Annotated in this window: 24 protein-coding genes; 17 read left to right on the top strand and 7 right to left on the bottom strand. The window is 59.5% G+C overall.

Annotated features, from left to right (window positions below; translation table 11 throughout):
• Positions 1–22 precede the first annotated feature (22 nt).
• Entirely contained in the window at positions 23–568 is a 546-nt protein-coding gene (locus AB4N74_RS24375; protein WP_093429483.1) for a gamma carbonic anhydrase family protein, read from the bottom strand.
• An 88-nt stretch (positions 569–656) separates the two neighbouring features.
• On the opposite strand from AB4N74_RS24375, the gene prlC reads away from it, so the two are divergent.
• The gene (gene prlC, locus AB4N74_RS24370) at positions 657–2,708 is read left to right on the top strand and encodes an oligopeptidase A (RefSeq protein ID WP_095113094.1); all 2,052 of its coding nucleotides are present in this window, start codon (positions 657–659) and stop codon (positions 2,706–2,708) included.
• Positions 2,705–2,992 (top strand): YheV family putative zinc ribbon protein, encoded by a 288-nt coding sequence (locus tag AB4N74_RS24365; protein ID WP_093429485.1) that lies wholly within the window; start codon positions 2,705–2,707, stop codon positions 2,990–2,992. Before prlC ends, AB4N74_RS24365 begins: the two co-directional genes overlap by 4 nt.
• 49 nt (positions 2,993–3,041) lie before the next feature.
• On the opposite strand, the gene AB4N74_RS24360 is transcribed toward AB4N74_RS24365, so the two are convergent.
• Positions 3,042–3,626: a dual specificity protein phosphatase family protein gene (locus tag AB4N74_RS24360; protein WP_460097448.1), complete on the bottom strand. Its 585-nt coding sequence runs from the start codon at positions 3,624–3,626 to the stop codon at positions 3,042–3,044.
• Positions 3,627–3,987: 361 nt separating this feature from the next.
• Here AB4N74_RS24360 and AB4N74_RS24355 point away from each other — a divergent pair, with 361 nt between their 5' ends.
• Genes AB4N74_RS24355 through AB4N74_RS24345 form a run of 3 tightly spaced genes read left to right on the top strand, consistent with a single transcriptional unit; the run spans position 3,988 to position 7,835 of the window.
• Positions 3,988–4,734: a gluconate 2-dehydrogenase subunit 3 family protein gene (locus tag AB4N74_RS24355; protein WP_460097447.1), complete on the top strand. Its 747-nt coding sequence runs from the start codon at positions 3,988–3,990 to the stop codon at positions 4,732–4,734.
• Positions 4,735–4,736: 2 nt separating this feature from the next.
• Entirely contained in the window at positions 4,737–6,521 is a 1,785-nt protein-coding gene (locus AB4N74_RS24350; RefSeq protein WP_034152261.1) for a GMC family oxidoreductase, read from the top strand.
• A gap of 12 nt (positions 6,522–6,533) precedes the next feature.
• On the top strand, positions 6,534–7,835 hold the full coding sequence (locus tag AB4N74_RS24345) for a c-type cytochrome (RefSeq protein ID WP_093429488.1): 1,302 nt from the start codon (positions 6,534–6,536) through the stop codon (positions 7,833–7,835).
• Positions 7,836–7,894: 59 nt separating this feature from the next.
• Here AB4N74_RS24345 and AB4N74_RS24340 read toward each other — a convergent pair whose 3' ends face one another.
• Complete coding sequence (locus tag AB4N74_RS24340) at positions 7,895–8,170, bottom strand: hypothetical protein (RefSeq protein ID WP_093429489.1); 276 nt, start codon at positions 8,168–8,170, stop codon at positions 7,895–7,897.
• 207 nt (positions 8,171–8,377) lie between these two features.
• Entirely contained in the window at positions 8,378–8,680 is a 303-nt protein-coding gene (locus AB4N74_RS24335) for a hypothetical protein (RefSeq protein WP_093429490.1), read from the bottom strand.
• A 227-nt stretch (positions 8,681–8,907) separates the two neighbouring features.
• Between AB4N74_RS24335 and AB4N74_RS24330 the strand changes: the two genes are divergently transcribed.
• From AB4N74_RS24330 to AB4N74_RS24320, 3 genes are all read left to right on the top strand, one after another.
• Positions 8,908–9,966 (top strand): PA0069 family radical SAM protein, encoded by a 1,059-nt coding sequence (locus tag AB4N74_RS24330; protein ID WP_460097445.1) that lies wholly within the window; start codon positions 8,908–8,910, stop codon positions 9,964–9,966.
• A 238-nt stretch (positions 9,967–10,204) separates the two neighbouring features.
• Complete coding sequence (locus AB4N74_RS24325) at positions 10,205–10,933, top strand: carbonic anhydrase (protein WP_064116616.1); 729 nt, start codon at positions 10,205–10,207, stop codon at positions 10,931–10,933.
• 90 nt (positions 10,934–11,023) lie between these two features.
• Positions 11,024–12,550 (top strand): SulP family inorganic anion transporter, encoded by a 1,527-nt coding sequence (locus AB4N74_RS24320; RefSeq protein ID WP_099757633.1) that lies wholly within the window; start codon positions 11,024–11,026, stop codon positions 12,548–12,550.
• 129 nt (positions 12,551–12,679) lie between these two features.
• On the opposite strand, the gene AB4N74_RS24315 is transcribed toward AB4N74_RS24320, so the two are convergent.
• Entirely contained in the window at positions 12,680–13,330 is a 651-nt protein-coding gene (locus AB4N74_RS24315) for a hypothetical protein (RefSeq protein WP_093429493.1), read from the bottom strand.
• 369 nt (positions 13,331–13,699) lie between these two features.
• Here AB4N74_RS24315 and coxB point away from each other — a divergent pair, with 369 nt between their 5' ends.
• The 4 genes from coxB (at position 13,700) to AB4N74_RS24295 (ending at position 18,077) form a co-directional block, all read left to right on the top strand.
• On the top strand, positions 13,700–14,827 hold the full coding sequence (coxB, locus tag AB4N74_RS24310) for a cytochrome c oxidase subunit II (RefSeq protein ID WP_034152255.1): 1,128 nt from the start codon (positions 13,700–13,702) through the stop codon (positions 14,825–14,827).
• 82 nt (positions 14,828–14,909) lie between these two features.
• Positions 14,910–16,496 (top strand): cytochrome c oxidase subunit I, encoded by a 1,587-nt coding sequence (ctaD, locus tag AB4N74_RS24305; protein ID WP_034152254.1) that lies wholly within the window; start codon positions 14,910–14,912, stop codon positions 16,494–16,496.
• A gap of 116 nt (positions 16,497–16,612) precedes the next feature.
• A complete protein-coding gene (locus tag AB4N74_RS24300) occupies positions 16,613–17,164 on the top strand; it encodes a cytochrome c oxidase assembly protein (protein WP_016986464.1) in 552 nt (183 codons plus the stop codon).
• A gap of 25 nt (positions 17,165–17,189) precedes the next feature.
• Positions 17,190–18,077 (top strand): cytochrome c oxidase subunit 3, encoded by an 888-nt coding sequence (locus tag AB4N74_RS24295; protein ID WP_460097442.1) that lies wholly within the window; start codon positions 17,190–17,192, stop codon positions 18,075–18,077.
• A 9-nt stretch (positions 18,078–18,086) separates the two neighbouring features.
• On the opposite strand, the gene AB4N74_RS24290 is transcribed toward AB4N74_RS24295, so the two are convergent.
• Positions 18,087–18,290, bottom strand: coding sequence for a twin transmembrane helix small protein (locus AB4N74_RS24290; RefSeq protein WP_007911731.1), 204 nt, complete (start codon positions 18,288–18,290; stop codon positions 18,087–18,089).
• Between the two features lie 71 nt (positions 18,291–18,361).
• Here AB4N74_RS24290 and AB4N74_RS24285 point away from each other — a divergent pair, with 71 nt between their 5' ends.
• Genes AB4N74_RS24285 through AB4N74_RS24265 form a run of 5 tightly spaced genes read left to right on the top strand, consistent with a single transcriptional unit; the run spans position 18,362 to position 22,270 of the window.
• Positions 18,362–19,102, top strand: a complete 741-nt coding sequence (locus AB4N74_RS24285; RefSeq protein ID WP_460097440.1) for an SURF1 family protein — start codon at positions 18,362–18,364, stop codon at positions 19,100–19,102.
• A complete protein-coding gene (locus AB4N74_RS24280; protein WP_460097438.1) occupies positions 19,068–19,661 on the top strand; it encodes a hypothetical protein in 594 nt (197 codons plus the stop codon). The genes AB4N74_RS24285 and AB4N74_RS24280 overlap by 35 nt, the downstream gene beginning before the upstream one ends.
• A gap of 10 nt (positions 19,662–19,671) precedes the next feature.
• Complete coding sequence (locus tag AB4N74_RS24275) at positions 19,672–20,751, top strand: COX15/CtaA family protein (RefSeq protein ID WP_460097436.1); 1,080 nt, start codon at positions 19,672–19,674, stop codon at positions 20,749–20,751.
• A complete protein-coding gene (gene cyoE, locus AB4N74_RS24270; RefSeq protein WP_460097434.1) occupies positions 20,739–21,638 on the top strand; it encodes a heme o synthase in 900 nt (299 codons plus the stop codon). Before AB4N74_RS24275 ends, cyoE begins: the two co-directional genes overlap by 13 nt.
• Positions 21,635–22,270, top strand: coding sequence for an SCO family protein (locus tag AB4N74_RS24265; RefSeq protein ID WP_008081211.1), 636 nt, complete (start codon positions 21,635–21,637; stop codon positions 22,268–22,270). The genes cyoE and AB4N74_RS24265 overlap by 4 nt, the downstream gene beginning before the upstream one ends.
• Positions 22,271–22,537: 267 nt before the next feature.
• On the opposite strand, the gene AB4N74_RS24260 is transcribed toward AB4N74_RS24265, so the two are convergent.
• A complete protein-coding gene (locus AB4N74_RS24260; RefSeq protein WP_460097432.1) occupies positions 22,538–23,308 on the bottom strand; it encodes a MetQ/NlpA family ABC transporter substrate-binding protein in 771 nt (256 codons plus the stop codon).
• Positions 23,309–23,327: the final 19 nt, after the last annotated feature.

The following is a 23,327-nucleotide window of genomic DNA, read 5'->3' as shown; positions in this document are numbered from 1 at the left end:
TCCTGAGCAGGTGTAAGGCGATTCAGAGCTGGTCGTAGCCTTCGGCCAGATGCAGGTCCTTGAGTTTCACGTAGTTCGCCGCGCTGTAGGTGAAGAAAGCTTTTTCCTTGTCGGTGAGTTCTCGCACCTGTTTCACCGGGCTACCCACATAGAGGAAGCCACTTTGCAGACGCTTGCCCGGAGGCACCAGGCTGCCGGCGCCAATGATCACGTCGTCCTCGACCACCGCGCCGTCCATGACGATGCTGCCCATGCCGATCAACACGCGGCTGCCGACGGTACAGCCGTGCAGCATGACTTTGTGGGCGATGGTCACGTCATCGCCGATCAGCAGCGGGAAGCCGTCGGGGTTGAACGGGCCGGCGTGGGTGATGTGCAACACGCAGCCGTCCTGCACGCTGGTGCGCGCACCGATACGGATACGGTGCATGTCGCCACGGATCACGGTCAGCGGCCAGACAGAGCTGTCTTCGCCGATTTCGACGTCGCCGATAACCACCGCCGAGCCGTCGACAAACGCGCCTTTGTTCAAGTGCGGGGTGTGATTCTGGTACTTGCGAACGGACACGATAATTTCTCTCTCTGTCGCCGATAGCTGCGGTGAATGCCGATTGTAATTAAGATGGGGCAATGTTTCCCCAGCCAAGGTGCCAACCGTGAGCGTGAACAACCCTCTGCTGCAGTCCTACGACCTGCCACCGTTCTCCACGATCCGTGCCGAACACGTCCTGCCCGCCATCGAAACGATCCTGGCCGACAACCGCGCCGCCATTGCCGAAATCCTCAAGACTCAGGTTCAGAACCCGACTTGGGCCGGTCTGGTACTGGCGATGGACGAACTCAATGACCGCCTCGGCGCTGCCTGGAGCCCGGTCAGCCACCTCAATGCCGTGTGCAACAGCGCCGAATTGCGTGAAGCCTACGAGTCATGCCTGCCGGCTTTGAGCGCCTACTCCACCGAGATGGGCCAGAACCGCGAGCTGTTCCAGGCTTATGAAGCGCTGGCCAACAGCCCGGAAGCCGCCGGTTTCGACGTGGCGCAAAAGACTATTCTGGAACACGCCCTGCGTGATTTCCGTCTGTCGGGTATCGACCTGCCGGAAGCCGAACAGAAACGCTACGCCGAAGTGCAGAGCAAACTGTCCGAGCTGGGCAGCCGTTTCTCCAATCAACTGCTCGACGCCACTCAGGCGTGGACCAAGCACGTCACCGACGAAGCCGCCCTCGCCGGCCTGACCGATTCAGCCAAGGCGCAAATGGCTGCTGCCGCACAGGCCAAAGGCCTCGACGGCTGGCTGATCACCCTGGAATTCCCGAGCTACTACGCGGTGATGACCTACGCGCAAGACCGCGCGCTGCGCGAAGAAGTCTATGCCGCTTACTGCACCCGCGCCTCGGACCAAGGTCCGAACGCCGGTCAGAACGACAACGGCCCGGTGATGGAAGAGATCCTCGACCTGCGTCAGGAACTGGCCAAACTGTTGGGCTTCGCCAGTTTCTCCGAGCTGAGCCTGGCCACCAAAATGGCTGAATCCAGCGATCAGGTGCTGAGCTTCCTGCGCGATCTGGCCAAGCGCAGCAAGCCGTTCGCTGCGCAGGATCTGCAACAGCTGCGCGCCTACGCCGCCGAACAGGGCTGCGCCGACCTGCAAAGCTGGGACAGCGGTTTCTACGGCGAGAAGCTGCGTGAACAACGCTACAGCGTTGCTCAGGAAACCCTGCGCGCTTACTTCCCGATCGACAAAGTGCTGGGCGGTCTGTTCGCCATCGTGCAGCGTCTGTACGGCATCGAAATCGCTGAACAGAAAGGTTTCGACACCTGGCATCCGGACGTGCGCCTGTTCGAAATCAAGGAAAACGGCCAGCACGTCGGCCGCTTCTTCTTCGACCTCTACGCCCGCGCCAACAAGCGTGGCGGTGCCTGGATGGATGGCGCCCGCGACCGTCGCCGCACCGTCGACGGCGTGCTGCAAAGCCCGGTGGCCAATCTGGTGTGCAACTTCACCCCGGCCGACAGCGGCAAGCCTGCGCTGCTGACCCACGATGAAGTGACCACGCTGTTCCACGAATTCGGTCATGGCCTGCATCACTTGCTGACCCGCGTTGATCACGCCGGCGTTTCCGGGATCAACGGTGTGGCATGGGACGCGGTCGAGCTGCCGAGCCAGTTCATGGAAAACTGGTGCTGGGAGCCGGAAGGCCTCGCACTGATTTCCGGTCACTACGAAAGCGGCGAGCCGCTGCCCCAGGACCTGCTGGAAAAAATGCTCGCGGCGAAGAATTTCCAGTCCGGCCTGATGATGGTCCGCCAACTCGAGTTCTCGCTGTTCGACTTCGAACTGCATGCCACCCACGGCGACGGCCGTAGCGTGCTGCAAGTGCTCGAAGGCGTGCGTGACGAGGTATCGGTGATGCGTCCGCCGGCCTACAACCGTTTCCCGAACAGCTTCGCGCACATCTTTGCCGGCGGTTACGCGGCGGGTTACTACAGCTACAAGTGGGCTGAAGTACTGTCGGCGGATGCCTTCTCCAAGTTTGAAGAGGACGGCGTGCTCAACGCTGAAACCGGTCGCGCTTTCCGCGAAGCGATTCTGGCGCGCGGCGGTTCGCAGGCACCGATGGTGCTGTTCGTCGACTTCCGTGGCCGTGAGCCATCGATTGACGCACTCTTGCGCCACAGCGGCCTGAGTGAGGACGCGGCAGCATGAGTGAGGCACCTGTGATTACCAAGAAACGCTTTATCGCCGGGGCGGTCTGCCCGGCGTGCAGCGAACCGGACAAGCTGATGATGTGGAACGAGGACGGCGTGCCGCACCGCGAATGTGTGGCCTGCGGTTACTCGGATACGCTAAACGAGCAAGGGCTGTCGGTACCGAAAGAACTGGGCACGCGGGTCAACACCAGCGCGCTGAACAAACCTGCGCCGGACAAGACGGTGCAGGCAGTACAGTTCTTCCCGAATCCGAAGCTCAAGAAGAAATCCGAAGACTGAGCTGCAGCTTGAAAACCTTCCACGATGCAATGTCGTGGAAGGTAGCGGATTACTTCAGATTGACTGACTGAAACCAGCTCTTCATCGAGCAGGTGGCAAACGCACTGGTGCTGCAATCACCATTGGCCAGAGCGGTGCGCAGCTTGTCGACATCGGCCTGCATCACATAACGCACGCCATCCTTGAAATGACCGCTTTCTCCAAATCCGCCCTGAGTCATTTCATTCAGCGCATCTTCCTTGCTCCAGCCTTGCACCACGATCCGGTACATCGCCGCCATCAGGCCGGTGCGGTCAGAGCCGTGTTTGCAATGCATCAACACCGGACCGTTGGCTTCGGCGGACTGAATCGCGCGCAGAGTCTTGAGCACATCGGCGTCATCGACATGATTGGTGCGGTAAGGCAATTGCACCTGGTTGATGCCCGGCTCGGACAACCAGTTATTGTCCGCTTCCGGAAGGAAGTTGATCACCGTGGCGACTTTCAGATTCTTCAGCAACGGCACCGCACCGCCATCGGGCAAGGCGCTGCGATAGAGCGTCGGCGACATCTGGAACAGGTTGTATTGCACTTCGACCGGTTGCGCCCAATCAGCAGGACGAACTGTCGCAGTTGCCGCAGCCTGGGCAGGCATCCAGGGCAACAGCACCAATAGCGATAAGCACAAAGCGGAAAAAAACGCACTCGGGACATGCTGGGGTAACCGTGTCGGGGTTCATCGGTGAGAGGAACTGCAGCTTCGATGTTGAGCGGTCAAAGCCCTGTGAGGCGCTTGTCAAAGAATCGTGAATCCGCACGGTTTCATGCACTGGCATGCGGAAAACCGCTGTTTTTTCCACTGAATCGATTCATCCCGAAGCTTAGCCTGCTACCATTTGTCACACGATGTTGCAGACGCGTCCCCATTTTCCGGGTCATACCGTCACGTCGCGACGAAAATTCCTCAAGCCGTTCGCAGAAGCGGCTGTCCCCTAATGCCTGATGAGGTGCACCCCATGTCTGATGAAAGTCGAGACAACCCGCGGCGTGATTTCTTGCGCAAATCCCTGACCCTGATTCCGGTGGTCACCCTGGCTGGCACCGGTCTGGGCAGCAGCGTCTTGCAAGCAGCGCCTGAAGCCAAACCTGCTGCGCCCGCGCCGCAACCGGTTCGCGCTGATGCCAGCGTGTATCAGCCGAGCTATTTCACCGCCGAAGAATGGGCGTTCGTCAATGCCGCCGTCGCACAGCTGATCCCCAACGATGCCCAAGGTCCGGGGGCGCTAGAAGCCGGTGTCCCGGAATACATCGACCGGCAGATGAACACGCCGTACGCCGCCGGTGCACTTTGGTACATGCAAGGCCCGTTCAATGCCGACGCCGCTCCGGAAATGGGTTGGCAGAGCAAACTGGTGCCCAAAGAGATCTATCGACTCGGCATCGCCGCCACGGATCAGTGGGCAAAATCCCTCAACGGTAAAGTATTTGCTGAGCAAGACAGCGCTACCCGAGACGATTTGCTCAAGCAACTCGAAGCTGGCAAGCCGCAATTCGATGCGGTTCCGGCAAAGATTTTCTTCAATCTGCTGCTGCAAAACACCAAGGAAGGGTTCTTCTGCGACCCGATCCACGGTGGCAACAAAGGCATGGTCGGCTGGACCATGATCGGCTTCCCCGGCGCCCGCGCCGATTTCATGGATTGGGTGGAACGTAACGAGCAATACCCCTTCCCGGCAGTTTCGATTCGCGGCGAGAGGGCGTAAGCATGGCAACGGTAATGAAGAAGGTTGACGCAGTGATCGTCGGTTTCGGCTGGACCGGCGCGATCATGGCCAAGGAGCTGACCGAAGCGGGTCTCAACGTGCTGGCGCTGGAGCGCGGGCCGATGCAGGACACCTACCCGGACGGCAACTATCCGCAGGTGATCGACGAACTCACCTACAGCGTGCGTAAAAAACTCTTTCAGGACATCTCCAAGGAAACCGTCACCATTCGCCACAGCGTCAACGACATCGCCCTGCCGAACCGCCAGTTGGGCGCGTTTCTGCCGGGCAATGGTGTTGGCGGCGCCGGACTGCACTGGTCGGGCGTGCACTTCCGGGTCGATCCGATCGAGTTGCGCATGCGTAGCCACTACGAAGAGCGCTACGGCAAAAGCTTTATCCCCAAGGACATGACCATCCAGGACTTCGGCGTCAGCTATGAAGAACTGGAGCCGTTCTTCGATTTCGCCGAAAAAGTCTTCGGCACCTCGGGCCAGGCCTGGACGGTGAAAGGCCAATTGGTCGGTCAGGGCAAGGGCGGCAACCCGTACGCGCCGGATCGCTCCAACCCGTTCCCGCTGGAAGCGCAGAAGAACACGGTGTCTGCACAGCTGTTCGGCAAAGCGGCTACAGAGGTCGGTTACAAACCCTATAACCTGCCGTCCGCGAACACCTCCGGACCGTACACCAACCCTTACGGCGCGCAAATGGGCCCGTGCAACTTCTGCGGTTTCTGCAGCGGCTATGTCTGCTACATGTATTCCAAAGCTTCGCCGAACGTGAACATTCTGCCGGCGCTGAAACCGCTGCCGAATTTCGAACTGCGCGCCAACGCCCACGTGCTGCGCATCAACCTCGACAGCACCAAGAGCAAAGCCACCGGCGTGACCTACATCGACGCTCAGGGTCGCGAGATCGAGCAACCGGCGGATCTGGTGATCCTCGGCGCATTCCAGTTGCACAACGTGCGTCTGATGCTGCTGTCCGGCATCGGCAAGCCATACGACCCGATCAGCGGCGAAGGCGTGGTCGGGCGTAACTTTGCCTACCAGAACATGGCGACCATCAAGGCGTTCTTCGACAAGGACACCCACACCAACAACTTCATTGGCGCCGGCGGTAACGGCGTGGCGCTGGACGATTTCAACGCCGATAACTTCGACCACGGCCCGCACGGCTTCGTCGGTGGCTCGCCGATGTGGGTCAACCAGGCCGGCAGCCGGCCGATTGCCGGCACTTCGAACCCGCCGGGCACACCTGCGTGGGGCAGTGCCTGGAAACGCGCGACCGCCGATTACTACACCCACCAGGTGTCGATGGACGCCCACGGCGCGCATCAGTCCTACCGTGGCAACTACCTCGATCTCGATCCGGTGTACCGCGACGCCTACGGCTTGCCGCTGCTGCGGATGACCTTCGACTGGCAGGAAAACGACATCAAGATGAACCGCTTCATGGTCGAGAAAATGGGCAAGGTCGCCGAAGCGATGGGCCCGAAAGCCATCGCGGTGATCGGCAAGAAAGTCGGCGACCACTTCAATACGGCGTCGTACCAGACCACCCACCTCAATGGTGGCGCGATCATGGGCACCGATCCGAAGAAGAGCGCGCTGAACCGCTACTTGCAGAGCTGGGACGTGCACAACGTCTTCGTCCCGGGCGCCTCGGCCTTCCCGCAGGGCCTCGGTTACAACCCGACCGGGCTGGTTGCTGCGCTGACCTATTGGTCGGCGAAGGCGATCCGCGAGCAGTACCTGAAAAACCCCGGCCCGCTGGTTCAGGCTTAAGGAGCGATGACCATGAAAAATCTCGTTATCGCGACCCTGGCGCTGCTCGGCAGCGCTTCCATTCATGCGGCTGAAGTTGATCAAAGTCTGATCAAACAGGGCGAATACCTCGCCCGCGCCGGTGACTGCGTAGCCTGCCACACTGCCAAGGGCGGCAAACCGTTCGCCGGTGGCCTGCCGATGGAAACCCCGATCGGCACGATCTACTCGACCAACATCACCCCGGACAAGACCGGCGTCGGCGAATACAGCTTCGAAGACTTCGATCAGGCCGTACGCCATGGCGTCGCCAAAAACGGCAGTACGTTGTACCCGGCGATGCCGTATCCGTCCTACGCGCGTGTCAGCGAAACCGACATGCAAGCGTTGTACGCGTACTTCATGCATGGCGTAGAACCGGTGGCGCAGGAAAACAAGGCCAGCGACATTCCGTGGCCGTTGAGCATGCGTTGGCCGTTGATGGGCTGGCGCTGGATGTTTGCGCCGAAGGTCGAGGACTACAAGGCAGTCGGTGACGACGCCGTCATCAGCCGTGGCGCGTATCTGGTCGAAGGCCTCGGCCATTGCGGTGCCTGCCATACGCCACGCGCGCTGACCATGCAGGAAAAATCCCTGAGTGCGGCTGACGGCACAACCTTTCTCGCCGGCAGTGCGCCGCTGGAAGGCTGGATCGCCAAGAGTCTGCGCGGCGATCACAAGGATGGCCTCGGCAGCTGGAACGAGGAACAACTGGTGCAGTTCCTCAAGACCGGGCGCAGCGACCGCAGCGCGGTGTTCGGCGGCATGAGCGACGTGGTCACCCACAGCATGCAATACATGACCGATGCCGACCTGACCGCGATTGCCCGCTACCTCAAATCACTGCCGGCCAGTGATCCGAACGATCAACCGCATCAGTACGATGAGAAAGCCGCCAAAGCACTGTGGAACGGTGACGACAGTCAGCGCGGAGCTGCGGTGTACATCGACAACTGCGCGGCGTGCCACCGCACCGATGGTCACGGCTACACCCGGGTGTTCCCGGCGCTGGCGGGCAATCCGGTGCTGCAATCGGAAGACCCGACTTCGTTGATTCACATCGTGCTCAAGGGCGGTACGTTGCCGGCGACGCACACGGCACCGTCGACGTTCACCATGCCGGGCTTTGCCTGGCGCCTGTCGGACCAGGAAGTGGCGGATGTGGTGAGTTTCATTCGTGGCAGTTGGGGCAACAAAGGCGCGCCGGTTGACGCTGAAGATGTAGCCAATCTACGCAAGAACGATATGCAAACGACTTCCGGGGATGATTTGGGGCAAGTCACCACGCATAACTGACGGACCTGATTGATACTCCGCTGGCACGGTTCGACTTTTCGTGCGGTGCCAGCGGACGGTCAACGCTTGGACTGAAAGCCTTTGAACTGCGCAAATGCATCGGCCAGTTGCAGATAGAGCTTCTCGTCATATTTGTCGATGTCGCCATCACCGTCAGCATCGACGGCGTCTTCGCAGATCACGTCATAACGACCATTGGCCTGCGACGACGAAGCAAAAAGCGCATAGTCGTAATCCATCATTTCGGTCGCGTCTTCGCTGTAGTGGTAAAACGCGATTTCCGGAGTTCCATCTCGATCCATATCCGCAATTTCCAGCAGTATTCTGATAGCCATGGATGAAACCCTGCAGATTGATTACGTGCTTGAGATTAGGGTTGGCGAAAATTCCGGTCTACTGTCAGAGTTGACAGGGTGTATACCCAGCCAGTCTTTTACTGGCCACCTGTCATTTACCGTCTTTTCTTCTAAAACAATAAAGTCCTGCATGAGTCGTCATGCAGGACTTTATTTTCATTTGCTGTGAGACTCTTGAATTTTCAATTACGGATTAACGATACTTACATAAGCCTTGGCCAGTGCAATCAACTTCGTTTTGTCGTCGTTATCAATATCGCCATCACCGTCCACATCTTTCTTGTTGGTGCGAACAGTGAACGTTTTGCCACGGTCGCTGGACACCGCCACCACGTAGATCGAGTCGACCAGTGCCTCGGTGGGCAGTTCCTGTTCGGCGTTCCAGCCCAGTTCCTTTCGTGCCAGTTGCATCGAAACAATCGTGTTGGGTTCCGATGCATTGGGTTGCATCATTTGCACAAAGACACCGCGCTGATTGAGGTAAGACATGAATTAAATCCTTTTAATTTAGTTATCGGACAAGAACCACTCGAAGTAGCCAAGACTATCTTTGATAACTTGTCACGACAATCGAACATATGTATCTCGGGTTGTACTTCGGCTCTGCACCTATATATAAATTTTGGAACTCAGCAAGTATCCCATCGCTGAACGGTACTGGATCAACGTGGGCTCGCTCATGTACTGTATGCATATACAGATCAGGAGCCTGCCCAATGATCAACCCTCTCCCCCAGCGCGGTCGCGGCACCGCCAGCAACCCGCACAATCGCTTCGCGCCGAACCGTTCGGTGGCCGAGGATGACGGCTGGTATCAAGAGGTGCCGCTGACCCAAGGCACCGAGGTGATGATCGAAACCGCGAAAACCATCATTACCCGCAATACCTCTCCGGATCTGCCCTTCGACCGCTCGATCAATCCCTACCGTGGCTGCGAGCATGGCTGCATCTATTGCTACGCACGGCCCAGCCACGCTTACTGGGACATGTCGCCAGGGCTGGACTTCGAAACCAGACTGATCGCCAAGACCAACGCCGCCCAAGTGCTGGAAGAACAGCTCGGGAAAAAAGGCTATCAATGTGCGCCGATCAATCTGGGCTCCAACACCGATCCGTATCAGCCGATCGAGCGCGAACACAAAATCACCCGGCAGACCCTCGAAGTGCTGCTGCGTTACCGGCACCCGGTGACCATCGTCACCAAAGGCTCGCTGATTCTGCGCGATCTCGACCTGCTGACTGAGTTGGCCGAGCAACGTCTGGTCGCGGTGATGATCAGCCTGACCACGCTCGATGACGAGCTCAAACGCATCCTCGAACCGCGCGCTGCTGCCCCCAAAGCGCGATTGCGCGCGATTCGGGTCATGCGCGAAGCAGGCATACCGGTCGGCGTGCTGTGTTCGCCGATGATTCCGATGATCAACGACAGCGAGATCGAAAACCTGCTTAACGAAGCCCACGCGGCCGGAGCACAAAGCGCTGCCTATATGATGCTGCGCTTGCCGCTGGAGGTGGCGCCGCTGTTCGAGGAGTGGCTGGCGGCACACTATCCGCAACGCGCCGCGCATGTGCTGAGCCTGATCCGCCAGAGCCGTGGCGGCGAGCTCTACGACAGCCGTTTCGGCGCGCGCATGCGCGGCGAAGGAGTGTTCGCCGACCTGCTCGCGCAACGATTTGCCAAAGCCATCAAGCGTCTGGGCATCAATCACCGCGAAAGCTACAACCTCGATTGCACTGCCTTCTGTCCGCCGGGTCGCCAGATGTCGTTGATTTAGCGACAATTAGCCTATGGTTGAGGGGTTGGAATCCTTCCGCCGAAATCACTCAGTCACGTTTTTTGTGACCTGGAACACACGTGCTAGAGCGTTTGATTCAGTTTGAGTTAAGTTTCGGCGGCTACCTTGTTCATCGAGTGACTGACGGGTCGGGATGACCCGGATGTTTTAAACAGCCACTGGCTTCATACCGGAATACATGGGAACGACTCCCCTAATCCGCCAAAGAGGATGAATCATGAGTGACAAGGATAAACAGCCGTTGGCTGCGTCGGCGCAAACCCCTGAAGCGGAATCCGCCGATGCAGCGCTGCGACAGATCGTAGACGGCTTTTTGCATTTTCATCATGAGGTCTTTCCCCAGCAGGAAGAACTCTTCAAGAAACTCGCCACGGCCCAAGCGCCAAAGGCGATGTTCATCACCTGCGCCGACTCGCGCATCGTCCCTGAGCTGATCACCCAGAGCTCGCCGGGCGATCTGTTCGTGACCCGTAACGTCGGCAACGTTGTCCCGCCTTACGGCCAGATGAACGGCGGCGTATCCACCGCGATCGAATACGCGGTGCTGGCGCTGGGCGTGCAGCACATCATCATCTGCGGCCACTCCGATTGCGGCGCCATGCGTGCGGTGCTCAATCCGGACAGCCTGGAAAAGATGCCGACAGTCAAAGCCTGGCTGCGTCACGCTGAAGTCGCGAAAACCATGGTGCACGACAACTGTCACTGCGCCGACGAAAAAGAAAGCATGCCGATCCTCACCGAGGAAAACGTCATCGCCCAATTGCAGCACTTGCGTACCCATCCTTCGGTAGCCTCGCGCATGGCGAACGGTCATCTGTTCATCCATGGCTGGGTCTACAACATCGAAACCAGCGAAATAAAAGCTTACGACGCGGATCAGGGACGTTTCCTGCCGCTCGATGGTAGCCATCCGATTCCGGTGGCGACGCCCAAAGCGCGCTTCTAAATCTTCCTAAACATCTGTGTGGTTTGACGCCGGCCGCTGTTTCAGCGGTTCGGCGAAGCCATGCCTGAAGAAAACTTCGGGAGAATCGCCATGCGTGCGGCTCAATTGAAAGCGGTGTTGCCACGGGAGTTGCTCGCTTCAGTGGTTGTGTTTCTGGTCGCGTTGCCGCTGTGCATGGGTATCGCGATTGCGTCAGGGTTGCCACCGGCCAAAGGTCTGATCACCGGGATCATCGGCGGTCTGGTGGTTGGCTGGCTGGCGGGTTCGCCGTTGCAGGTCAGCGGGCCGGCGGCGGGTCTGGCGGTGTTGGTGTTTGAACTGGTGCGCCAGCACGGCATTGAAATGCTAGGGCCGATTCTGCTGCTCGCCGGTTTCCTGCAACTGGTGGCCGGGCGCTTGAAGCTCGGTTGCTGGTTTCGGGTCACGGCGCCAGCGGTGGTGTACGGGATGCTGGCGGGGATTGGCGTGTTGATCGTGCTGTCGCAGGTGCATGTGATGCTTGATGCGTCACCGAAGCCCTCTGGCCTGGATAACCTCACGGCGTTCCCGGCGGCTGTGGCGCAGGCCTTGCCGTCGTTCGGCTGGCAGGCCGGGCTGTTGGGGCTGTCGACGATTGCGGTGATGTGGTTGTGGGAAAAATTTCGCCCACATTCGTTGCGCTTCGTTCCGGGTGCGTTGCTCGGCGTGGGTCTGGCGACAGCTGCCAGTCTGCTGCTGGCGTTGCAGGTCAAACGCGTTGAAGTACCGGCGAATCTGGCCGAAGCCATTGATTGGCTGAAACCGGCGGACCTGCTAAGTCTGGCCGACCCGACGCTGCTGATCGCCGCGTTCGCCGTGGCGTTTATCGCCAGCGCCGAAACCTTGTTGTCCGCCGCTGCAGTGGATCGCATGCACAGCGGCGTGCGTTCGGACTTCGACCGTGAGCTTTCGGCGCAAGGTGTCGGCAACATGCTCTGCGGTCTGCTCGGCGCGCTGCCGATGACCGGGGTGATCGTGCGCAGTTCGGCCAACGTCCAGGCCGGCGCAACCACGCGTTACTCGACGATCTTCCATGGTCTGTGGCTGCTGGCGTTCGTGCTGTTGCTGTCGAGTGTGCTGCAAAGCATTCCGGTGGCGAGTCTGGCGGGTGTGCTGGTGTACACCGGGTTCAAACTGGTCGATCTCAAAGCGTTTCGAGGTCTGGGTCGTTATGGGCGGATGCCGATGTTCACCTATGCGGCGACGGCGCTGGCGATCATCTTCACTGACCTGTTGACCGGGGTGTTGATCGGTTTCGGTCTGACGATGTTGAAACTGGCGTTCAAGGCTTCGCGATTGAAGATCAGCCTGATCGATCTGCCGCAGGACGGCGAGATGGAGTTGCGTCTGGTCGGCGCGGCGACATTCCTCAAAGTGCCGGCGTTGACGCAAGTGCTGGGCAGTATTCCGCAAGGCACCACGGTGCATGTGCCGCTCAATAACCTGAGCTACATCGACCATTCGTGTCTGGAGTTGCTGGAGGAGTGGGGCCGGGCGAATGCGGCGAAGGGCTCGAAGCTGTTGATTGAGTCGCGCGGGTTGAAGCGCAGGCTTGAGGGACGGATTCGAACCACCACCGGGATCGGCGCTGCCGGCTAAATTTGCTGGTTGAACTCAACCCCTGTAGGAGTGAGCCTGCTCGCGATGGCGGTGGGTCAGTCAACAGAGATGTTGAATGATCTATCGCCATCGCGAGCAGGCTCACTCCTACATTGGATTGTGTGTAACTCAGGCCGCAGGCTGGTCCAGTTCCAGGCCTACACCCAGTCGGCGGCCCATGCACGGCCAGCGTTTCCACGCGGCGCCGGTGTCCGGGCTGCTGAGTTTGCCGCGGTAGGCTTCTACCGATTCCAGGGCAAAACTCTCGTCGTTGAGCATCTCGTCGATGGCGTGATGCACCGCTTCGTCCAGTTGGTTGGCAAATTCCTCACCGATCAATTGGTGAGCAATCAAGTTAGCGACCGTCATGTCCAAGGGGATCAGTGGCTGGCCGAAATGCTTGATGTACAGGTCGTTGACCTCTTCGACAAAACGGTGCGCCAGATAGGCTTCGTCGAGCAGGCTGTCCAGGCCAACGTGCCCGGCCATGATGGCTGGCGGCTGGAGGAAATACTGCTCGGCGATTTTCAGCACCGGTTTGATCTGCGATTCGATTCCCGCTTCCCTGGCAACTTCATTGGCTGCATCCAGCAGGTCTGGCACTTCATCAATGTAGGCGGCGACAAAACGCGTCAGCACACCGTTGGCGTCGGCTTCCGGCAATTGGATCGCCGGGTGTAAATGAGGCAGCTTGCTTTCCAGCTGACGGGTCAGCAGGCCGGTTTCTTTTTCGTGTTGTTGGGCTTTTTGGATCTGCTCGCGCAATGCGGCGGTGTTCATGAAAACTCCAGGAAACAAGGCAATGAAATAGGGAAGACATAACTTAGCTGGCTTACGAAAAATGCTAAGACGCATTTGTCATAATTATTTCATCCTTGATGCACCTGCGTTATATCGGTTTGCCACCACTCGTCTGCATCCTTCTCCATTCGTGCCCTTGAACGCAAGTGCCAGCTGTTTCAGTTCATTTACGTGCGCACATTGCAATTTCCCGTCGCTGTCTATACTCGCCATTGAATGGAGTTAGCTGATGACGCCCGACTGCACCCGCAGCAAGGCCCGGCGATTCAAGTTCGTAGTCTGATGCAGCCGCTCCCTTGCCGCAGGCGAAAGCCGGCGGGATAACAAGAACGATAAGGGGAACCCGCAATGATGCGACATCCACACGTCTGGATGGGCCTCCTGTTGTGGTCGATTTTCAGTCCGGCACACGCTGCCTGGACTGTAAATATGGCGCCTGGAGCGACTGAAATCAGTCACGCAGTATTCGACCTGCACATGACCATTTTCTGGATCTGTGTGGTGATCGGGATCATCGTCTTCGGCGCCATGTTCTGGTCGATGATGGTGCACCGCCGTTCTACCGGGCAGGTCGCCGCAAAATTCCACGAAAGCACTACCGTCGAAATTCTCTGGACCGTCGTACCGTTCCTGATTCTGGTGGCGATGGCCGTACCGGCGACCGCCACCCTGATCAAGATGTACGACACCAGTGAGCCGGATATCGATATCCAGATCACCGGTTATCAGTGGAAGTGGCACTACAAATACCTGGGCCAGGACGTCGAGTTTTTCAGCAACCTGGCCACTCCCGCGGAACAGATCCACAACAAGGAAACCAAGGGCGAGCATTACTTGCTCGAGGTCGACAAGCCGTTGGTGCTGCCGACCGGCGCCAAAGTGCGCTTCCTCGTGACTTCCGCCGACGTCATTCACTCCTGGTGGGTGCCGGCCTTCGCGGTGAAACGCGATGCGATCCCGGGATTCGTCAACGAGGCGTGGACGCGCATCGACAAGCCCGGCATCTACCGTGGCCAGTGCGCCGAATTGTGCGGCAAGGATCACGGCTTCATGCCGATCGTGGTCGAGGTCAAAGAGAAGGCCGACTACGACAAATGGCTCGCCGACCGCAAAGCCGAGGCTGCGCAGCTCAAAGAGCTGACCAGCAAGGAATGGACCCTCGACGAACTCAAGGAACGCGGCGACAAGATCTATCACACCACCTGCGTCGCCTGTCACCAGGCCGAAGGTCAGGGCCTGCCGCCGATGTTCCCGGCGCTCAAAGGCTCGAAAATCGCCACCGGACCGAAAGAAGGCCACTTGAGCATTGTCTTCCACGGCAAGCCCGGCACCGCCATGGCGGCGTTCGGCAAGCAGTTGTCGGAAGTCGATATCGCAGCGGTCGTGACCTACGAACGTAACGCCTGGGGCAACAACAAGGGCGACATGGTCACGCCAAAAGAAGTGCTGGAGCTGAAACAGGCGGAAAGCAAATGAGCCGGTCTATCGCGTACCTCGTGAACCGGTCGGGGCAGAGCGCCCCGGCCTGCCTCATCCACTCACGTAAAGGAGACCGGCCATGAGCGCTGTCATTGATGACCACGGTCATGCCGACCACGCCCACGGCCCCGCCAAAGGCCTGATGCGCTGGGTGCTGACCACCAACCACAAGGACATCGGCACGCTGTACCTGTGGTTTGCGTTCTCCATGTTTCTGCTCGGCGGCACGTTCGCGATGGTGATTCGCGCTGAACTGTTCCAGCCCGGCTTGCAGATCGTCGAGCCGGCGTTCTTCAACCAGATGACCACCATGCACGGTCTGGTGATGGTCTTCGGTGCGGTGATGCCGGCGTTTGTCGGCCTCGCCAACTGGATGATCCCGTTGATGATCGGCGCGCCGGACATGGCCTTGCCCCGGATGAACAACTTCAGCTTCTGGCTGTTGCCGGCGGCGTTCCTGATCCTGGTGTCGACCCTGTTTACCCCCGGCGGCGGGCCGAACTTCGGCTGGACGTTCTATGCGCCGCTGTCGACGACGTATGCACCGGAAAGCGTGACCTTCTTCATCTTCGCCATCCACTTGATGGGCATCAGTTCGATCATGGGCGCGATCAACGTGATCGCCACCATCCTCAATCTGCGGGCGCCCGGCATGACGCTGATGAAAATGCCGCTGTTCGTCTGGACCTGGCTGATCACCGCGTTCCTGCTGATCGCGGTGATGCCGGTGCTGGCCGGGTGCGTGACGATGATGCTGATGGACATCCACTTCGGCACCAGCTTCTTCAGCGCTGCCGGTGGCGGTGACCCGGTGCTGTTCCAGCATGTGTTCTGGTTCTTCGGCCATCCCGAGGTGTACATCATGATCCTGCCGGCCTTCGGCGCCGTCAGCTCGATCATCCCGACCTTCTCGCGCAAGCCGCTGTTCGGCTACACCTCGATGGTCTACGCGACGGCGAGCATCGCCTTCCTGTCGTTCATCGTCTGGGCGCACCACATGTTCGTGGTCGGCATTCCATTGGTGGGCGAGCTGTTCTTCATGTACGCCACGCTGTTGATCGCGGTGCCGACCGGGGTGAAGGTGTTCAACTGGGCCAGCACCATGTGGCAAGGCTCGCTGACCTTCGAAACGCCGATGCTGTTTGCCGTGGCGTTCGTGATCCTGTTCTCCATCGGCGGTTTCTCCGGGTTGATGCTGGCCATCGCGCCGGCGGACTTCCAGTATCAGGACACCTACTTTGTGGTCGCGCACTTCCATTACGTGCTGGTGCCGGGGGCGATCTTCGGGATCTTCGCCTCGACCTACTACTGGCTGCCGAAATGGACCGGCCACATGTACGACGAAACCCTCGGCAAGCTGCATTTCTGGCTGTCATTCGTCGGCATGAACCTGACCTTCTTCCCGATGCACTTCGTCGGGCTTGCGGGAATGCCTCGACGGATTCCGGACTACAACCTGCAATTCGCCGACTTCAACATGGTCTCCTCGATTGGCGCGTTCATGTTCGGTGCGACGCAGATCTTCTTCCTGTTCATCGTCATCAAGACCATTCGCGGCGGCCCGCCAGCACCGGCCAAACCGTGGGATGGTGCGGAAGGTCTGGAGTGGAGCGTGCCGTCCCCGGCGCCGTATCACACCTTCACCACACCGCCGGAAGTGAAATGAAACGCTTGGCTTTTGTAGGAGTGAGCCTGCTCGCGATGGCGGTGTGTCGGGCACACCGCGGTGCACCCATCGCGAGCAGGCTCACTCCTACAGGGTTTGGTGGGGAGGCATGAACCATGGCTGATTCGATCTCGATGAAAAAACTCGTCACCCGCCTGCTCGGCGTGGTGGTGGCGATGTTTGTCTTCGGTTTTGCCTTGGTGCCGATCTACGACGTGATGTGCAAAGCCTTCGGCATCAACGGCAAGACCGCCGGGCAGTACGAGGGTGAGCAGGTGGTCGACACTTCGCGCCAGGTGCGTGTGCAGTTTCTGTCGACCAACAACGTCGACATGCCGTGGGACTTTTACCCCAAGCATGACGAACTCACCGCCAACCCCGGCGCGGTCAACGAGATGATCTTCATCGCGCGCAACCCCACCGACAAACCGATGAGTGCGCAAGCCGTGCCGAGCATCGCGCCGAGCAACGCCGCGGCATATTTCCACAAGACCGAATGCTTTTGCTTTACCCAGCAGGTGCTGCAGCCCGGTCAACAGATCGAGATGCCGGTGCGCTTCATTGTTGACCGCGACATGCCCAAGGATGTGAAGCACCTGACGCTGTCCTACACGCTGTTCGATATCACCGCCCGACATCCGCCGGTGGCTGTAAACACTGGCGGTTGAGCGTGCCCGATAAGGAGAACAATAAATGGCAACTCATGAGCAATATTACGTTCCGCCGCAAAGCAAATGGCCGATCATTGCGACCTTCGGCATGGCCATCACCGTGTACGGCCTCGCCACCTGGTTTAACGATCTGAAGGCAGCGCGCCCGGAATCCCACGGCCCGTACATCTTTTTCGTCGGTGGCCTGTTGCTGGCGTACATGCTGTTCGGCTGGTTCGGGGCGGTGATCAAGGAAAGCCGCGCGGGGCTTTATAGCCCGCAGCTCGATCGCTCGTTCCGCTGGGGCATGAGTTGGTTCATCTTCTCCGAAGTGATGTTCTTCGTCGCCTTCTTCGGTGCGCTGTTTTACGTGCGGCACGTCTCCGGACCGGCGCTCGGCGGTGAAGGCACCAAGGGCATCGCGCACATGCTCTGGCCGAACTTCCAGTTCACCTGGCCGTTGCTGCACACGCCGGATCCGAAACTGTTCCCGCCGCCGAAAGAAGTCATCAGCCCGTGGGGCCTGCCGCTGATCAACACAATTCTGCTGGTCAGCTCCAGTGTGACCATCACCATCGCCCACCATGCCTTGAAGAAGGGCCATCGCGGCGCGCTGAAAATCTGGCTGGCGATCACCGTGCTGCTGGGCTGCGCGTTTCTCGGTTTCCAGGCTGAGGAATACATGCACGCCTACCACGAACTGGGCCTGACCCTCGGTTCCGGTATTTATGGCGCGACGTTCTTCATGCTCACCGGTTTCCACGGCGCCCACGTGACCATCGGCACGATCATTCTGTTCGTGATGCTGATGCGCATCATGAAGGGCCACTTCGACAACGAGCACCAGTTCGGCTTCGAAGCGGCGAGCTGGTATTGGCACTTCGTCGACGTGGTCTGGATCGGTCTGTTTATCTTCGTCTACGTACTCTGAGGATCACCACTACCAAGGCGCATGCGACACCAGTTGGCCGCTGTAAAAGCCCCAGGCGATCAAGCCGACGGTGGCGGCGGCCAATGCCACCCGAACACTCAAGGCGATGACCAGGCGATTGGAGCTGCTGTCGTCCTTGACCAGGAAAAACAGGCCGCTGAACAGGCTGATCACCGTGGCAATCAGCATCAGGACGATGGCTGTTTTGAGCATGGGAAGAACTCCGGGGGACAGGCGATGCAGTTGAGTATAGCGATCGCAACGACTGACTTTGTGGCGCAGCCATGAAGCGCTTTCGCCCGGGCGTGATACCGACCGTGGTGGTGGCGTTGTTGCTGCCGTTGCTGGTTTCGCTAGGCTTCTGGCAATTGAGCCGGGGTGCCGATAAAACCGCTCTGCTCACCAGCTACGCCGAACGCCGCGCGGCCGAACCGATGGCCAGCAGCGAACTGCTCAATAGCGCTGATCCGGCTTATCGCCGCGTGCATCTGCACGGCCAGTTCGATGCCGCGCACAGCTTGCTGCTGGATAACCGTCAGCGTAACGGCAAGGTCGGTGTCGAGCTGCTGCAACCGTTTCAGGATCAACGCACAGGCCTGTGGCTGCTGGTTAATCGCGGCTGGCTGCCGTGGCCGGACCGCCGCGTGCCGCCGCAATTCACCACGCCTTCCGAAGCCTTGAATGTCGATGCCTGGGTCTACGTCGCCCCCGGCGCCACTTTTCAACTTCATGCCGATCCGGTCAGCAACACCTGGCCGCAAACCATCACTGCCGTCGAACCCGCCAAGCTGTGGAAAACCCTTGAGCGCGACGGCTTTACCTACGAGTTACGCGCCGAACCCGGCCCGGCCAGCTACGAGGCCGATTGGCCGGTGGTCGCCATGGGCCCGGAAAAACACCTCGGTTACGCCGTGCAGTGGTTCGCCATGGCCACCGCCCTGCTCGGCCTCTACGTCTATTTGGGCTTGCACAACGCAAAGGAGAAACACCATGGGAACGGCCATGAATCCACCCAGCATGTCTGAGGCGAAACCTGCCGCCACCCGTCGTCGCGGGCGCATTCAGTTGCTGCTGATATTGCTTGGCGTGATCGGCCCGATGGTGCTCGCCACCGGCATGTACAAATTGCAGTTCTGGGTGCCGGAGGGTCGCAGCTATCACGGCGAACTGATCGGCAACGGCCAGACCCGCGCCGACCTCGGCGTGCAGGCCGACGAGGAGCGCTGGCAGATGCTGGTCACCGCGCCGAAGGATTGCGCGGTGGATTGCCAGCAACTGGTGTATCTGGCGCGGCAGATCCAGATCGGCCTCGGTCGCGATGCCGGCCGCGCCAGCCACGCCCTTGCTGCTGCGCAACCAGTGAGCGCCGATTACGACGCCAAGCTGACCCGCGAATATCCACAGCTGCAACGCTATCCGCTGGACGCTACAACGTTCAGTAAAACCACGGGCGACAAAGCCACGCCGCAACTGTGGATCATCGACCCCCACGGCAACCTCGTGCTGCGTTACGAGCCGAATGTGAAAGGCAAGGATCTGCTCAACGACCTGCGTCATCTGCTGAAACTGTCGAACATCGGATAAGGGCATCGTCATGGCCAAACCTGGATTTCGCCTCGCGCTGTTTGCCACCCTGCTGGCCCTGATTGTGGTGCTGCTCGGCGCCTATACGCGCCTGACCCACGCCGGCCTCGGCTGTCCGGACTGGCCGGGCTGCTACGGTTTTATCAGCGTGCCGAAAAGCGAAGCGCAACTGGCCCATGCCGAACTGCATTACCCCGACTCGCCAGTAGAGGCACACAAGGGCTGGAACGAGATGATCCACCGCTACTTCGCCGGCACCCTCGGCCTGCTCATTTCGATTCTCGCCGGGCGCGCGTGGGTTAACCGTCGTCATCCGGGGCTGCCGTTGAAGCTGCCGTTGTTTCTGCTAGCGGTGGTGTTCGCACAAGCGGCGTTCGGCATGTGGACGGTGACGCTCAAGCTCTGGCCGCAAGTGGTCACCGGGCATTTGCTCGGCGGTTTTGCGACGTTGAGTCTGCTGTTTTTGCTGACGCTTAGATTGTCCGGCGTGTTGCCGGCGCTGACCGTGCCCAAGCGTTTGCAGTATTGGGCGACGGCGGGATTACTGTTGGTGATTGGTCAGATTGCGCTGGGTGGCTGGGTCAGCTCCAACTACGCGGCGGTGGCCTGCATCGACTTCCCGACCTGCCACGGGCAGTGGTTGCCGCCAGCGGATTTCGCCAATGGGTTTCATCTGACTCAACACATCGGCCCAAATTATCTCGGCGGGCAACTCGACAGCGATGCGCGCACGGCGATTCACCTGACTCATCGGATCGGCGCGTTGCTGGTGACGTTGGTGCTGCTCGGTCTCGCCTGGCAACTGAAAGTGGTTGGCATGACGCGGTTGGCCGGTCTGGTTCTCGTCGCCCTCGCGGCGCAGATCACCCTCGGCATCAGCAACGTGCTGTTCCATCTGCCCCTGCCGGTGGCGGTCGCGCATAACGCTGGCGGCGCGGCGTTGCTGCTGACCATGGTGCTGGTCAATTACCACGCGCGCACCAGCCTGGTCCGGGTCAAACAACCGGTGCTCGCGCGCTGGCGCCTGAGCCCGCGCAAACACACGGCCGCGCCCATCACCATAAAAGGAGAAACGCCGTGGCGATTCTGATTGGCGAGCGCCCGCATCAGGCGATCTGGCGTGATTATCTGGAGCTGACCAAACCGAAAGTCGTGGTGCTGATGCTGATCACCTCGCTGGTTGGCATGTTCCTCGCGACCCGTGCCGGGGTGCCGTGGACGGTGCTGGTGTTCGGCAATCTGGGGATTGCCCTGTGTGCCGGTGGTGCGGCGGCGGTCAACCATGTGGTGGATCGGCGCATCGATGCGGTGATGGCGCGTACGCATAAACGGCCGCTGGCCGAGGGCCGGGTTTCACCGGCGGCGGCGCTGACGTTTGCCTTGGTGCTGGCGTTGCTCGGTCAGGCGTTGTTGCTGACTTTCACCAATCCGCTGACCGCTTGGCTGACCTTGGCTTCGCTTCTTGGTTATGCAGTGATTTACACCGGTTTCCTCAAACGCGCGACGCCGCAGAACATCGTCATCGGTGGCCTCGCCGGTGCTGCCCCGCCATTACTGGGCTGGACCGCAGCCACCGACCACGTCAGCGCCGAACCGTTGTTGCTGGTGCTGATCATCTTCGCCTGGACCCCACCGCACTTCTGGGCGCTGGCGATTCATCGCAAGGAGGAATACGCCAAGGCCGACATCCCGATGCTGCCAGTCACCCACGGCGAGCACTACACCAAGGTGCACATTCTGCTCTACACCTTCGCGCTGCTGGCGGTGAGTCTGCTGCCGTACGTGATTCACATGAGCGGCATGCTCTACCTGATTTGCGCGCTCTGCTTGGGCGCGAGGTTTCTGCAATGGGCCGTGGTGCTGTACCGTGGCACTCGGCCGCACGCGGCGATCAACACCTTCAAGTACTCTATTTGGTACTTGTTCCTGTTGTTCATCGCCCTGCTCGTAGACCACTACTTACTGTTGAACCTATGACTCGAACCCAGAAAACCGTCTTCATCCTCGTCGCCGTGATCGCGCTGATCCTGGGACTTACCGTCAACAAAGTGCTGAGCGGCAAGGGCCAGGGCGACCCGACTGCGCTGATCGACGCCGGCATTATCCTGCTGCCGCAGAGCCGCAATCTGCCGGATGTGACGATGACCGATCAGGACGGTAAACCGGTGGCGATCAACGAGTTGAAAGGCAAGTGGAGCCTGCTGTTCTTCGGCTACACCTTCTGCCCGGACATCTGCCCGACTACGTTGGCGCAGCTGCGGCAGATCAAGAGTGAACTGCCGAAAGACGCTGTGGACAAGTTGCAGATCGTTCTGGTCAGTGTTGACCCGAACCGCGATAACCCGAAGCAGTTGAAGCAGTACCTGGGCTATTTTGATCCGCAGTTCATTGGCCTGACACCGACTTCGATTGAAGAGCTGCAGAAAGTGGCGAACGCGGTGAGTATTCCGTTTATTCCGGCGGATACGAGCAAGCCGAATTACACCGTCGACCATAGCGGCAATCTGGCGGTGATCGGCCCGGACGGGACGCAGCGGGGGTTTATTCGAGCGCCGTTGAACAATGCCAAACTGGTTGCGCAGCTGCCGGTCATGCTTAACCGCAAATAAAAGCTGAAGAGCGAAAAGCCCCTCACCCTAGCCCTCCCGAAACGTCGGACCGCCCAGAGGGAGAGGGAACTGACCGAGGTGTTTGTTCGAGTTGCGCCGACCTGCAATTATGAGTCGAACTCAGGCTCGAAAAGCTTGAAGATCGGCCCCCTCTCCCTCGGGAGAGGGCTGGGGTGAGGGGCAGCGTCACAGCAGGTCCAAAGCCAAACACCAGAGACAAAAAAGGGGACGCTCATGGCGTCCCCTTTTTCATTACAGCAACCCCAATCAGAACGCCGGCAATACCGCGCCTTTGTACTTCTCGGTAATGAATTTCTTCACTTCCGGGCTGTGCAGCGCAGCAGCGAGTTTCTGCATCGCGTCGCTGTCTTTGTTGTCCGCGCGGGACACGAGGATGTTCACGTACGGCGAGTCGTTGCCTTCGATTACCAGCGCATCCTTGGACGGATCGAGCTTGGCTTCCAGCGCGTAGTTGGTGTTGATCAGCGCCAGATCGACCTGGGTCAGCACACGCGGGATGGTCGCGGCTTCCAGTTCACGGATTTTCAGGTCTTTCGGGTTTGTCTTGATGTCTTTGACGGTCGACAGGATGTTGGTCGGATCCTTCAACGTGATCACGCCAGCCTTGGCCAGCAGCAACAGGGCACGGCCGCCGTTGGTGGCGTCGTTCGGAATCACCACGTTGGCACCGCTTGGCAGATCCTTCAGATCCTTGAGCTTGCTCGAGTAGGCGCCCAGCGGCTCCAGGTGCACACCGGTCACGGCAACCAGACTAGTGCCCTTGGCCTTGTTGAACTCATCGAGGTACGGCTGGTGCTGGAAGAAGTTGGCGTCCAGACGCTTTTCCGCGACCTGTACGTTCGGCTGAATGTAGTCGGTGAAGACCTTGACCTTCAGATCCACACCTTCTTTGGCCAACGCCGGCTTCACGAACTCAAGGATTTCCGCGTGCGGCACCGGGGTGGCGGCAACGGTCAGGGTTTCGGCGTGGGCCGAGAATGCTGCAACGGCAGCGAAAGCAGCGATCAGTTTTTTCATTCAGCTAACTCCTTATGAG

This window comes from Pseudomonas sp. H3_C08 (genome assembly GCF_054669455.1).
The sequence above is the reverse complement of the archived record's forward strand: the minus strand, read 5'-3'. Positions and strand labels throughout refer to the sequence as shown.

Bases quoted from the DNA above. Each gene is read 5' to 3' on its own strand.
- AB4N74_RS24365 (WP_093429485.1), top strand. From the start codon at position 2,705: ATGAGTGAGGCACCTGTGATTACCAAGAAACGCTTTATCGCCGGGGCG.
- AB4N74_RS24360 (WP_460097448.1), bottom strand. From the start codon at position 3,626: ATGCCTGCCCAGGCTGCGGCAACTGCGACAGTTCGTCCTGCTGATTGG.
- AB4N74_RS24355 (WP_460097447.1), top strand. From the start codon at position 3,988: ATGTCTGATGAAAGTCGAGACAACCCGCGGCGTGATTTCTTGCGCAAA.
- AB4N74_RS24350 (WP_034152261.1), top strand. From the start codon at position 4,737: ATGGCAACGGTAATGAAGAAGGTTGACGCAGTGATCGTCGGTTTCGGC.
- AB4N74_RS24345 (WP_093429488.1), top strand. From the start codon at position 6,534: ATGAAAAATCTCGTTATCGCGACCCTGGCGCTGCTCGGCAGCGCTTCC.
- AB4N74_RS24340 (WP_093429489.1), bottom strand. From the start codon at position 8,170: ATGGCTATCAGAATACTGCTGGAAATTGCGGATATGGATCGAGATGGA.
- AB4N74_RS24335 (WP_093429490.1), bottom strand. From the start codon at position 8,680: ATGTCTTACCTCAATCAGCGCGGTGTCTTTGTGCAAATGATGCAACCC.
- AB4N74_RS24330 (WP_460097445.1), top strand. From the start codon at position 8,908: ATGATCAACCCTCTCCCCCAGCGCGGTCGCGGCACCGCCAGCAACCCG.
- AB4N74_RS24325 (WP_064116616.1), top strand. From the start codon at position 10,205: ATGAGTGACAAGGATAAACAGCCGTTGGCTGCGTCGGCGCAAACCCCT.
- AB4N74_RS24320 (WP_099757633.1), top strand. From the start codon at position 11,024: ATGCGTGCGGCTCAATTGAAAGCGGTGTTGCCACGGGAGTTGCTCGCT.
- AB4N74_RS24315 (WP_093429493.1), bottom strand. From the start codon at position 13,330: ATGAACACCGCCGCATTGCGCGAGCAGATCCAAAAAGCCCAACAACAC.
- coxB (WP_034152255.1), top strand. From the start codon at position 13,700: ATGATGCGACATCCACACGTCTGGATGGGCCTCCTGTTGTGGTCGATT.
- ctaD (WP_034152254.1), top strand. From the start codon at position 14,910: ATGAGCGCTGTCATTGATGACCACGGTCATGCCGACCACGCCCACGGC.
- AB4N74_RS24300 (WP_016986464.1), top strand. From the start codon at position 16,613: ATGGCTGATTCGATCTCGATGAAAAAACTCGTCACCCGCCTGCTCGGC.
- AB4N74_RS24295 (WP_460097442.1), top strand. From the start codon at position 17,190: ATGGCAACTCATGAGCAATATTACGTTCCGCCGCAAAGCAAATGGCCG.
- AB4N74_RS24290 (WP_007911731.1), bottom strand. From the start codon at position 18,290: ATGCTCAAAACAGCCATCGTCCTGATGCTGATTGCCACGGTGATCAGC.
- AB4N74_RS24285 (WP_460097440.1), top strand. From the start codon at position 18,362: ATGAAGCGCTTTCGCCCGGGCGTGATACCGACCGTGGTGGTGGCGTTG.
- AB4N74_RS24280 (WP_460097438.1), top strand. From the start codon at position 19,068: ATGGGAACGGCCATGAATCCACCCAGCATGTCTGAGGCGAAACCTGCC.
- AB4N74_RS24275 (WP_460097436.1), top strand. From the start codon at position 19,672: ATGGCCAAACCTGGATTTCGCCTCGCGCTGTTTGCCACCCTGCTGGCC.
- AB4N74_RS24265 (WP_008081211.1), top strand. From the start codon at position 21,635: ATGACTCGAACCCAGAAAACCGTCTTCATCCTCGTCGCCGTGATCGCG.
- AB4N74_RS24260 (WP_460097432.1), bottom strand. From the start codon at position 23,308: ATGAAAAAACTGATCGCTGCTTTCGCTGCCGTTGCAGCATTCTCGGCC.